General features: G+C 70.5%; 9 protein-coding genes and 1 pseudogene. 7 read left to right on the top strand and 3 right to left on the bottom strand.

What is annotated here, in order from left to right:
* Positions 1 to 199: 199 nt before the first annotated feature.
* Positions 200 to 2182 (bottom strand): DNA topoisomerase IV subunit B, encoded by a 1983-nt coding sequence (gene parE / locus KBA23_RS13560; protein WP_290741805.1) that lies wholly within the window; start codon positions 2180 to 2182, stop codon positions 200 to 202.
* 99 nt (positions 2183 to 2281) lie between these two features.
* Between parE and KBA23_RS13555 the strand changes: the two genes are divergently transcribed.
* Positions 2282 to 3085 (top strand): DUF3445 domain-containing protein, encoded by an 804-nt coding sequence (locus tag KBA23_RS13555; RefSeq protein ID WP_290741803.1) that lies wholly within the window; start codon positions 2282 to 2284, stop codon positions 3083 to 3085.
* Positions 3082 to 3736 (top strand): annotated as a pseudogene (locus KBA23_RS13550) (Sir2 family NAD-dependent protein deacetylase). The gene KBA23_RS13555 and the pseudogene KBA23_RS13550 overlap by 4 nt, the downstream one beginning before the upstream one ends.
* A gap of 25 nt (positions 3737 to 3761) precedes the next feature.
* Here the strand turns inward: KBA23_RS13550 and KBA23_RS13545 are convergent.
* A complete protein-coding gene (locus tag KBA23_RS13545; protein ID WP_290741801.1) occupies positions 3762 to 4232 on the bottom strand; it encodes a flavin reductase family protein in 471 nt (156 codons plus the stop codon).
* Positions 4233 to 4453: 221 nt separating this feature from the next.
* Between KBA23_RS13545 and ggt the strand changes: the two genes are divergently transcribed.
* Positions 4454 to 6190, top strand: coding sequence for a gamma-glutamyltransferase (gene ggt / locus KBA23_RS13540; RefSeq protein WP_290741799.1), 1737 nt, complete (start codon positions 4454 to 4456; stop codon positions 6188 to 6190).
* 109 nt (positions 6191 to 6299) lie between these two features.
* On the opposite strand, the gene KBA23_RS13535 is transcribed toward ggt, so the two are convergent.
* Positions 6300 to 6593 (bottom strand): hypothetical protein, encoded by a 294-nt coding sequence (locus KBA23_RS13535; RefSeq protein WP_290741797.1) that lies wholly within the window; start codon positions 6591 to 6593, stop codon positions 6300 to 6302.
* A gap of 164 nt (positions 6594 to 6757) precedes the next feature.
* Between KBA23_RS13535 and KBA23_RS13530 the strand changes: the two genes are divergently transcribed.
* The 4 genes from KBA23_RS13530 (at position 6758) to KBA23_RS13515 (ending at position 11364) form a co-directional block, all read left to right on the top strand.
* The gene (locus KBA23_RS13530; RefSeq protein WP_290741795.1) at positions 6758 to 9157 is read left to right on the top strand and encodes a transketolase; all 2400 of its coding nucleotides are present in this window, start codon (positions 6758 to 6760) and stop codon (positions 9155 to 9157) included.
* Complete coding sequence (locus KBA23_RS13525) at positions 9154 to 9954, top strand: creatininase family protein (protein WP_290741793.1); 801 nt, start codon at positions 9154 to 9156, stop codon at positions 9952 to 9954. Before KBA23_RS13530 ends, KBA23_RS13525 begins: the two co-directional genes overlap by 4 nt.
* Positions 9955 to 10728 (top strand): ABC transporter ATP-binding protein, encoded by a 774-nt coding sequence (locus tag KBA23_RS13520; protein WP_290741791.1) that lies wholly within the window; start codon positions 9955 to 9957, stop codon positions 10726 to 10728. It abuts the gene before it with no gap.
* Between the two features lie 243 nt (positions 10729 to 10971).
* Positions 10972 to 11364, top strand: a complete 393-nt coding sequence (locus KBA23_RS13515) for a hypothetical protein (RefSeq protein WP_290741789.1) — start codon at positions 10972 to 10974, stop codon at positions 11362 to 11364.
* The last annotated feature ends 131 nt before the right edge of the window (positions 11365 to 11495 follow it).

The following is an 11495-nucleotide window of genomic DNA, read 5'->3' as shown; positions in this document are numbered from 1 at the left end:
GTGCATACGTTGTGCATGGAGTGTGCATCGAAGGATCCGCCGTAAACCTTTGACGCGGAAGTCTTCGGACGGAAACCGTACAAGTCCGGGCTGCCTCGCCGACCGGGGCAGCCTCCGCCCTCCTCCGCCCCGGCCCCCCGAAGAAGAACAGATGCTCAGGCGGCTCTCGGGACTTCACGCGTGAATCACGCGCTGATTATCACACGTCGAGATCCTCGACGAACCGGGCGTTCTGCTGGATGTACTGGAAGCGCAGCTCCGGCTTCTTGCCCATCAGCCGCTCGACCAGCTCGCCGGTCTCGGCGAGTTCGTCGTCGATCGTCACCCGGATGAGCGTCCGGCTGGCCGGGCTCATCGTCGTCTCCTTGAGCTGCGCCGGCATCATCTCGCCAAGGCCCTTGAAGCGCGAGACCTCGATCTTGCCGCGCCCGCCGAGCCCCTTCGCCAGCAGCCGGTCGCGCGCCGCCTCGTCGCGGGCATAGACCGAGCGAGCGCCTTGGGTCAGCCGGAAGAGCGGCGGCGCCGCGAGAAACAGCCGCCCCGCGTCGATCAGCGGCCGCATCTGGGTGAAGAAGAACGTCATCAGCAGCGCCGCGATATGCGCCCCGTCGACGTCTGCGTCGGTCATGATGACGATCTTCTCGTAGCGGAGATCGTCGAGGGCGAAGCGCGACCCCGACTGCACGCCCATGGCGAGCGCGAGGTCGGACAGCTCCTGGTTTCCGGACGCCTTCGATCCCGCCGCGCCGAGCACGTTGAGGATCTTGCCCCTGAGCGGCAGCACCGCCTGGAACTTGCGGTCGCGCGCCTGCTTGGCCGATCCGCCGGCGCTGTCGCCCTCGACGAGGAACAGCTCAGAGCCGTCCCGCGCCCCCGAGCAGTCCGCGAGCTTTCCCGGCAGGCGCAGCTTCTTGACCGGCGTCTTGCGCGCCGTCTCCTTCTCCGCCCGCCGCTTCAGCCGCTCGTCGGCCGTCAGCACGAGGTAGTCGAGCACCGCCCCCGCCGTGCGGGTGTCCGCGGCGAGCCAGTTGTCGAAACGGTCGCGCACCGCACCCTCGACCAGCCTCGCGGCCTCCTGCGTCGCCAGCCGGTCCTTGGTCTGGCCGACGAACTCCGGCTCGCGCACGAAGACCGAGATCATCGCGCAGGCCGCCGCCGCCACGTCCTCGCGGGTGATCTGCGCCGCCTTGCGGTTCGATACGAGATCGCCGTAGCTCCGCATGCCCTTCAGGATCGCCGCCCAGAACCCCTGCTCGTGCGTGCCGCCCTCGGGCGTCGGGATGGTGTTGCAGTAGGAGGAGACGAAGGGGTCGTGCTGCGGCGTCCAGTTGATCGCCCATTCCACCGAGCCGACCGTGCCGTCGCCGAAGCGCTCGGCGAAGTCGACCTTGCCGGCGAAGGGCTTGTCGGCATAGGTCTGCACGCCGCCGAGCCGCTCGCCGAGATAGTCCGCGAGCCCGCCGGGGAAGTGGAACGTCGCCTGCTCCGGCGTGTCATCGCCCGCCGGGATGCAGGCGGGATCACAGCGCCAGCGGATCTCGACGCCCGAGAACAGATAGGCCTTCGAGCGCACCATCCGCAGCATGCGCGCCGGCTTCAGATGCGCGTTCGCGCCGAAGATCTGCGCGTCGGGATGGAAGGTCACGCTGGTGCCGCGCCGGTTCGGCGTCGGCCCGAGACTGGCGAGGGGACCGGTCGGGTGACCGCGGCTGAACTCCTGCGCCCAGAGCTGCTTCCCCCGCGCCACCTCGACCCGAACCCGGTCGGAGAGCGCGTTCACCACCGAGACGCCGACGCCGTGCAGGCCGCCCGAGGTCTGGTAGGCCTTGCCGGAGAACTTGCCGCCGGCATGCAGCGTGCAGAGGATCACCTCGAGCGCCGACTTGTCGGGGAAGCGCGGATGCGGGTCGACCGGGATGCCGCGGCCATTGTCGCGCACCGTCACCGAGAAGTCGGCGTGGAGCTCGAGCTCGATGCGGTTGGCGTGCCCCGCGACGGCCTCGTCCATGGCATTGTCGAGCACCTCGGCGACGAGATGGTGCAGCGCCCGTTCGTCGGTGCCGCCGATATACATGCCGGGCCGCTTCCGGACCGGCTCCAGCCCTTCGAGAACCTCGATCGAGGAGGCGTCGTAGGCGCGGGATGCGGGATCGTCGCCGAAGAGATCGGGGGCGTGAACCATGGCGGGCCTTTTCTTTCTCGCGCGCCTTGGCCAGTCTCGGCGCGGGACTGCTCGCTCCCTCTATATCTTGAAGGGGCCTTCCGGGCAAAGGGGTTCGACATGACGACCATCCTGCAACAGGGCCTGCCGCTCGCGCCGTGGATGGAAGACCACATGATGCGGCTGCCGGGGACCGGGCCGATCGCACTCGCCGACTGGCTGCAACGCGACGACGCCTTCGCGGCGCAGATGGCCTGTCGCGACCGGCTGATCGCCGAGCGGACCGCCGAGGTCCACGCGCTCCTGCCCGGCGCCGAGGCGGCCGCGGCGGAACTGCACGACCTCGTCCTCGCCCACCTCGACGCCGCCCCCGGCTATGCCCAAGCGCCGGGCGCCGTCCTGCGCCCCGACGGGGTGCGCGTGCCCCTCGACGGCCCGCCGCTTCTCGTCGCCGGGCGTCTCGTGCAGGAGGACCTGTGCCTCCTCGACAAGGCCGAGGGCGAGGCGGAGCACCGCCTCGTCGGGGCGATCCTGTGCTTTCCCTCGAACTGGACGCTGTCGCAGAAGATCGGCCGCACCCTCGGCCGCATCCATGTGCCGATCGAGAGCTACGACGCCGGCATCGCGCGTCGGGTGCAGCGCATGTTCGACCTGATCCGCCCCGAGGCGCCGGTGATGCGCGCGAACCTCATCGTCTACGCCGAGGGCGACCTCTTCAACCCGCGCCCCGAGTTCGAGCGCCACACGCCCGATCCCGGCACGGGCCGCTTCGTCCGCGTCGAGCGCCAGACCATACTGCGCCTGCCCGAGACCCGGGCGATGGTGTTCTCGATCCACACTTGGATGGTCGCGCTTTCCGCGCTGACCCCCGAGCAGCGCGCGCGCCTCGCCGCGGTTCGGCCGGGCGCCTTCGAGCCAGCCTGATGCGGGTCTTCGTCCTGACCGGGGCCGGGGTCTCGGCCGAGAGCGGGCTCGGCACCTTCCGCGATGCGGGCGGGATCTGGGCGCAGTTCGACCCATTGAAGCTCGCCACGCCCGAGGCGTTCGCCCGCGACCCCGAGACCGTCCACGAGTTCTACAACATGCGCCGGCGCAACCTGCTCGCGGCCGCGCCGAACGCCGCCCACGCGGCGCTCGCCCGCCTCGCCGGCGGCGTCGATCTCTTTCTCTGCACCCAGAACATCGACGACCTGCACGAGCGCGCCGGCAGCCCGCAGGTCCACCACATGCACGGCGAACTCCTCAAGGCCCGCTGCGGCTGGTGCGGGCGGCGCGAGGAATGCCGCGGCGACCTCTCGGTCGAGACGATCTGCGAGGGCTGCTGGCGGACAGGCGGGATGCGCCCCGACGTGGTCTGGTTCGGCGAGATGCCCTGCGGGCTCGACGCCAGCGGTCGGCACCTCCGGCGCCGTCTACCCCGCGGCCGGCTACGTCGCGATGGCGCGCGACCTCGGCGTCCGCGCGGTGGAGATCAACCTCGAGCCCTCCGACAACGCCCACGCCTTCGACGAGCGCCGCTACGGTCCGGCCACGACCGAGGTTCCGCGCTTCGTGGAGGAACTGCTGGGCGCGTAGGTTGGCGGCGACCCTGTAGCGCGCGTCACCCGTCGAAGCCGCAGTACTGCCCCCGATGGAACAGCAGCGGCGGCCGGTCGGCGGTGACGAGCCGGCGCACCTCGCCGACGCAGATCAGATGGTCGCCGCCGTCGAAGCGCGCGGCATGGAAGCACTCGAACCGCGCCGCGCAGCCTTCGAGGAGCGGCGCGCCGCCGAGGCCGTCGCTCCACGCCGCGCCCTCGGCCCAAGGCAAGGACGCGAAGGCGACCGCGAGCGCGCGCTGGTCCTCGGCGAGAACGTGGACCGCGAAATGCGTCGCCGCCTCGAAGGCGCGGAATCGGCTCGACCGCCGCGCCGGCGACCACAGCACCAGCGGCGGGTCGAGCGAGAGCGAGGCGAAGCTGTTGACGGTGATCCCGAGCGGTCCGGAGGCGCCCATCGTGGTGACGACGGTAACCCCGGTCGCGAACCGCCCGAGCGCGTCGCGCAGCTCCCGCTCGCCGAATTCGGCCACGCCGCCCTCCCGTCCGTGTCTCCGGGCTCTCTAGGCCGCGCGGCCAGCGTTGTCGACCGGTCGGCGGCCTCGGAACCTTGCCCGCGCTATCGGCGAGGCGGTCGATCGGCGGCTGCGGGAATAATCGTGCCCCGCGTTTGGCGCGGGTGCTAGAGTGACCCGGCTCGCCCCTCGCGGGATGCCGCCGGGTCGTGTGGCAAACTTCTCGGAAAGGATCAGGGATGAACGAAGTAGGACGGGCGCGGCTGTCGCTGGCGGCAGCGTTGTGGATAGGGGGCGCATCGCTGGCGCTCGCCGCGTCGCCGGCGCCGGCGGAAGGCGAGAACGGCATGATCGTGACGGCCCAGCATCTCGCCACGGACGTCGGGATCGAAGTGCTGCGGGCGGGAGGGAATGCGGTCGACGCGGCGGTCGCGGTCGGATACGCGCTCGCCGTCACCTACCCCACGGCCGGAAACCTCGGCGGCGGCGGCTTCATGACGATCCGGCTGGCGGACGGGACCACGACGTTCCTCGACTTCCGCGAGCGGGCGCCGCAGGCGGCCACGCGGGACATGTACCTCAACGACAAGGGCGAGCCGGTGCCGGGAGCGAGCACGGATACCTATCTCGCCGTCGGCGTGCCGGGCTCGGTCGCCGGCTTCGAGATGGCGCGCGAGAAATACGGGACGAAGTCGCGGGCGGAACTGATCGCGCCGGCGCTCGGGCTTGCGCGCGACGGGTTCGTGCTGGAGCAGGGCGACATCGAGTCGTTCACCGAAGGCAACGACATGATGGCGCAGGACCCCGCCGCGGCGAAGATCTTCCTGAAGGACGGCGAGCCTCTGCCCCTCGGCTCGACGCTGGTGCAGGCCGACCTCGCGAAGACGCTGCAGGCGATCTCGGACGGCGGCGCCGACGCCTTTTACAAGGGCGAGACCGCCGACCTGATCGTAAAGGCGAGCGAGGCGAACGGCGGCATCCTCGCCAAGGCCGACTTCGAGGCCTACAAGGTGCGCGAACTCGACCCGGTCGAATGCGACTATCGCGGCTATGACATCGTGTCGTCCCCGCCGCCGTCGTCGGGGGGACTGATCATCTGCGAGATCCTGAATATCCTCGAAGGCTATCCGATCGGCTACCTCGGCTACGGCTCGGCGGAGACCACGCGCCTGATGGTCGAGGCGATGCGCCACGCCTATGTCGACCGCAACACCGCCCTCGGCGACCCCGATTTCGTCGAGAATCCGGTCGAGAAGCTGACGAGCGACGCCTATGCCGAGGAGATCCGGGCCAGGATCGACCCCTACCGCGCCGGCGTGTCGGCCGACCTCGAACCCGAGGGGTTCGGCGAGTCGACCGAAACGACGCACTATTCGATCATCGACAAGGATGGCAACGCAGCCGCCGTCACCTACACGCTGAACGGCTCTTTCGGGACCGGCAAGGTGGCCGAGGGTACCGGAGTACTGCTCAACAACGAGATGGACGACTTCACGATGAAGCCCGGGGTGCCGAACCTCTACGGGCTGGTCCAGGGCGAGGCGAACGCCATCGAGCCCGGCAAGTCGCCGCTGTCGTCCATGAGCCCGACGATCATCTCGAAGGACGGCCAACCGTTCATGGTGATCGGTTCGCCCGGCGGGTCTCGCATCATCACGATCACGCTTGAGGCGATCATGAACGTGATCGATCATAGGATGAACCTTCAAGAAGCGATCGACGCGCCGCGCGTGCATCACCAATGGCTGCCGGATCGGGTCTATATCGAGCCGCGCGCCCTGTCGCCGGACACGCTGCAAGTCCTCGCAGTCCAAGGCTACAGCGTCGGGATCGACCCTGACTGGACGATCTGGGGCGAGGCGGCGGGCATCCTCGTCGGCGGCAGCGACCTCGACGAGATCGAGTCCGGCTCCGGGCCCCGCTACACCGGCGCGATCGACAGCAGGGCAACCGCGGGGTCGGCGAAGGGCTACTGAGCGCCCGGCGGCACGCAAAGGGAACGCGGATCCGCTGCCGAAAATGAGGAACGCCCCGACACAGGCCGGGGCGTTCCAATGTCTGCGACCGAAGGGTCGGCGCTGTATCCTAGCCCTTGCCCAGGAACTTGCCGACGATCCCGGTCAGCGCCCCGCCGCCGACCAGCCCGCCGACGAGCTGGACGATCAGCTGGCCAATGTCGAGCGACGACGCCGCCGCCGGATCGACCGTCCCCGACCCGAAGAGCGCGCCGAGGATCGAGCCCCCCGCCACGCCGCCGATCGCCCCCGAGATGAGCTTCGGCAGCAGCGCCATGCCGACGGTCTTGACCATCTGCCCCGCCACGCCGCCGCCGACCATGCCGGCAACGGCCTGCACGATGATCGCCACGAGCCCTTCCATCGCGTATCCCCCCCCGCACAATATGGTTTCGTGCTCGCGCACGATACCTCGCCTCCGGCGCCCGCCCAAGCGCGACGTGCGCGCGCGCCCGAGGGACAAAGCGTTTGAACCCCGCGCCCCGCTGTGGTTGTCTCGCCGCGACGCCCAGCCCGGGAGACCGTCCCATGACCGACCGCCGGCGCACCGCCCCGGAGCTGGAAGCGCTGAGCGCCAAGGCGCTCTGGCTCGCCTGCTGGACCATCCACAACGCCAACCACATCCGTCCCAACGCGGACGGGCTGAAGGTCGGCGGCCATCAGGCGAGCTCCGCCTCGATGGTCGACCTGATCTGCGGTCTCTACTTCCGCGCGCTGCGCCCTGAGGACCGCGTCGCGGTCAAGCCCCATGCCGGCCCGGTCTTCCACGCCATCCAGTACCTGCTCGGGGTCCAGACCCGCGAGAAGCTCGAGGCCTTCCGCGGCTGGGGCGGGGCGCAGAGCTACCCGAGCCGGACCAAGGACGGCGACGACGTCGACTTCTCCACCGGCTCGGTCGGTCTCGGCGTCGCGATCACCGCCTTCGCGAGCCTCGTGCAGGACTACGTCCGCGCCCGCGGCCTCGCCGAGGGGCCGGAGGGCCGGATGATCGCCTTCGTCGGCGACGCCGAACTCGACGAGGGCAACATCTACGAATGCCTCCAGGAGGGCTGGAAGCACGGCCTGCGCAATTGCTGGTGGATCATCGACTACAACCGCCAGAGCCTCGACGGCGTGGTGCGCGAGGGTCTCTCCGCCCGCATCCGCGGCATCTTCGAGGCCTTCGGCTGGGACGTGCTCACCCTGAAATACGGCGCGATCCAGCGCGCCGCCTTCGAGGAGCCGGGGGGCGCGCGCCTTCGCGACTGGATCGACGCCTGCCCCAACCCGCTCTACTCCGCGCTCACCTATCAGGGCGGCGCGGCCTGGCGGGCGCGGCTGATGGACGAGATCGGCGACCAGGGCGACGTCGTCGCCCTCCTCGACCGCCGCTCCGACGCCGAACTCGCCCGCCTGATGGAGAACCTCGGCGGCCATTGCCCCGAGACGATCGCCGAGGCCTACGACCGCGCCGCGGCCGACGACCGTCCGAAGGCGATCCTCGCCTACACGGTCAAGGGCTACGGCACCCCCCTCGCCGGCCACAAGGACAACCACGCCGGCCTGATGACCCCCGCACAGATGGCCGACCTGCAAGCGAGGATGCGGGTGCGGCCGGGCCACGAATGGGACGCCTTCGAGGGGCTCGACCTGCCGCCCGAGCGGCTCCGGGCCTTCCTCGACGGCGTGCCGTTCGCACAAGGCGGCCCGCGGCGCCGGCGCGCGCCCGCGCTCGCCCTCCCCGCGCTGGCCCCTCCGGCCGAGGCCGTCACCTCGACCCAGGCGGCCTTCGGCCGGGTGATGGATGCGATCGCCAAGGCCGGCGGGCCGCTCGCCGACCACATCGTGACCACCTCGCCCGACGTCACCGTCTCGACCAACCTCGGGCCCTGGGTCAACCGCCGCGGCCTCTTCGCCCGCGCCGACATCCCCGACACCTTCCGCGACGAGCGCATCCCCTCGGCGCAGAAATGGCGCTTCTCGCCGCAGGGACAGCATATCGAACTCGGCATCGCCGAGATGAACCTGTTCCTGCTGCTCGGCGCGGCGGGCCTGTCGCATTCGCTCTTCGGGGCGCGGCTGATCCCGGTCGGCACGCTCTACGACCCGTTCATCGCCCGCGGTCTCGATGCGCTCAATTACGCCTGCTACCAGGACGCGCGCTTCCTGCTCGTCGCCACGCCCTCTGGCGTGTCGCTGGCCGGCGAGGGCGGCGCGCACCAGTCGATCGGAACGCCGCTGATCGGCATGAGCCAGGACGGGCTCGCCGCCTTCGAGCCCGCCTTCGCCGACGAGCTTTCCATCGTGATGGACTGGGCCTTCGACTACCTCCAGCGCGACGCGACCGGCCATGCCGACCTCGCCGACGAGCGCACGTGGCTGCGCGACGAGAGCGGCGGCTCGGTCTACCTGCGCCTCTCCACCCGCCAGCTCGAACAGCCGCGCCGCGACCCGGAAACGATCCGCCAGGGCGTGATCGACGGCGCCTACTGGCTGCGCGCGCCGGGGCCGAACGCCGAGGTGGTGCTCGCCTACCAGGGCGTCGTCGCCTCCGAGGCGATCGCGGCGGCCGGCCTCGCGGCCGAGGGTCGCCGCGATGTCGGCGTCCTCGCCATCACCTCGGCCGACCGGCTCAACGCCGGCTGGCAGGCGGCGCAGCGCGCCCGCGCGCGCGGGCAGGACGCGGTCAGCCGCGTCGAGCGCCTGCTCTCTCCCCTTCCCCGCCACTGCGCGCTGGTCACCGCCATCGACGGCCACCCGGCGACGCTCTCCTGGCTCGGGGCGGTGGCCGGCCACCGCACCGCCGGGCTCGGGGTGGAGCATTTCGGCCAGACCGGAACCGTCGGCGAACTCTACCGCCACTACGGCATCGACCGCGCATCTATCCTCGCCATGATCGAGGCGCTCTCGCCGGGACGGCCGCTGCGCGCGGCGGGAGGCGGCGCATGAAGCGGTTCTGGGCCGACTACACCTCCTACGACTTCGCCCGCATGGAGCGGACGAACATGGTCGCCGTGCTGCCCGTCGCCGCGATCGAGCAGCACGGGCCGCACCTGCCGCTCTCGGTCGATCGCGACATCCTCGACGGGCTGATCGCCGCGACGCTGCCGAAACTCGCCGACGACCTGCCGGTGGTGTTCCTTCCAACCCAGGCGATCGGCAAGTCCGACGAGCACGCCCGCTACCCGGGCACGCTCACCCTCGACGCGACGACGCTCCTCCGCAGCTGGTGCGAGATCGGAGCCTCGGTGGCCGCGGCCGGCGTTACGCGCCTCGTCATCCTGAACTCCCATGGCGGGCAGATGTCGATCGTCGACATCGTCGCGCGCGAGCTGCGCATCCGCCACGACATGATCACGGTCGGCGCGAACTGGTTCGGCCTCGGCCTGCCCGAGGGGGTGATCGCGGACTTCGAGCGCCGGCACGGCATACACGCCGGCGAGATGGAGACGGCGATGATGCTGGCGCTCCACCCGGACAAGGTGGTCATGGAGCGCGCCCGCGACTTCGAATCGCTGTCCGACCGGCTGGAGCGCAACTTCTCCCGCCTCGGCATCGGCCCCGGCGCGCGGATCGGCTGGCAGGCGCAGGATCTCAACCCGGCCGGCGCCGTCGGAAACGCCGCCGTCGCGACGGCCGAAACCGGGCAGGCGATCATCGACCATACCTCCACGGCGCTCGCCGAGCTCTTCGCCGACGTCCACCGCTATCCGGTGTCGCTCCTGCACAACCCGACGGAGCTCTGATTGGGCCGCGCGCTCATCCGCATGGACCGGGTGCGCAAGCAGTTCGCGGGCGGCACGCTCGCGGTCGCCGACATGAGCGTGACCATCGGCGAAGGCGATTTCGTGGCCCTTCTCGGGCCCTCGGGCTGCGGCAAATCCACGGCGCTGCGCATGATCGCGGGGCTCCTGCCCGTCACCGCCGGGACGATCGCGATCGAGGCGGGAGCGGGCCGGTCCGAGCAGGATCTCGGCTTCGTCTTCCAGGAGCCGACGCTGATGCCGTGGACCACGGTCTTTGACAACGTGTTCCTGCCGCTCCGCCTCGCCGGACGCAGCCGGGAGGAAGCGCGGCCCCGGGTGGACGCCGCACTTGCGGAGGTCGGATTGTCCCGCTTCGCAACGGCTTACCCGCGCCAGCTTTCGGGGGGGATGAAGATGCGGGTCTCGATCGCCCGCGCCCTCGTGACCCGACCGCGCATCCTGCTGATGGACGAGCCCTTCGCCGCGCTCGACGAGATGACGCGGATGAAGCTCAACAACGACGTGCTGCGGCTCTGGGCCGAGCACGGGCTGACGGTGGTTTTCGTCACCCATTCGGTCTTCGAGTCGGTCTATCTCGCCAACCGGGTTCTGGTCATGGCCGCCCGCCCGGGCCGGGTGGTCGGCGATCTCCGCATCGAGGCGCCCTGGCCCCGCGACGACGGCTTTCGCGCCGACCCTGCCTATGTCGCCCAGGCCAGCCATGTCTCGGACACGCTGCGCGCCACCCTCGACGGCGCCGACATCGACCACTGACGGCTCGACCGGGTCCCGGCGCCCCCGGAAAGACCGCAGACCGGGAACCGGGTCGAACGTCGGGCGCCGTGGCCGCATGTGGGCACGGCTGTCCTTCCGGTACAGGAATCGGGCTTGCCGGCTTTCAGGGGATTTTGACCGTCCGCGGGCAGGATCGCGGCGTTCCGGGACATCGCTGGAAGGGAGCCCCCCGCGGAGGACAGGCTGCGCACGATCGCCCAGGAGCGGGCGTATCTCCAACTGATGGAGGAGCTCGACCGGCAGGCGGCCGACTGGCGCGACATGCGCCTGCGCCAGTCGCTGATCCCGCAGGATTGGGGCCGGCTGGAGAGGACAGCGCCGGTCCGGCCGCGCCGCAAGAAGGTGACGGTGGCGCTCGACGTAGCCGCTCGATTGCTACCGCGGATCTTTTTCGTTGACGCGCGCGATGACGTCGGGGTCCGCGACGAAGTCTTCGAGGAAGTTGCGCCAGTGTTCCGGGGAGCGCCGCGCATCCGCGAGCATGTCGCGCAGCTCTTCGATTCCGTTGTCGGTCAGGGCGGTAATCGTGTCGTCCGTGAGTTGCCCCCGGTTTCCCTGGACATCGCTTTGTCCGAAAGGAGATCGAGATGGACCAGCCGAGGAACCCCCAAGTGAACGAGCAGGAAGGAGCTGCTGTTGTTGATGAGCCTGTGGACAGGGCGGGCGGGCGGAGCCTGTCCACCCTGTCCACAGGCTGCGCGCCGACGGCCGCGGAAGCGCCGGGGACCGGGCCGTTGGCGCCGGGC

Origin of the sequence: Amaricoccus sp., from assembly GCF_017995835.1 — a bacterium.
Taxonomy (GTDB): Bacteria; Pseudomonadota; Alphaproteobacteria; order Rhodobacterales; family Rhodobacteraceae; genus Amaricoccus.
The sequence above is the reverse complement of the archived record's forward strand: the minus strand, read 5'-3'. Positions and strand labels throughout refer to the sequence as shown.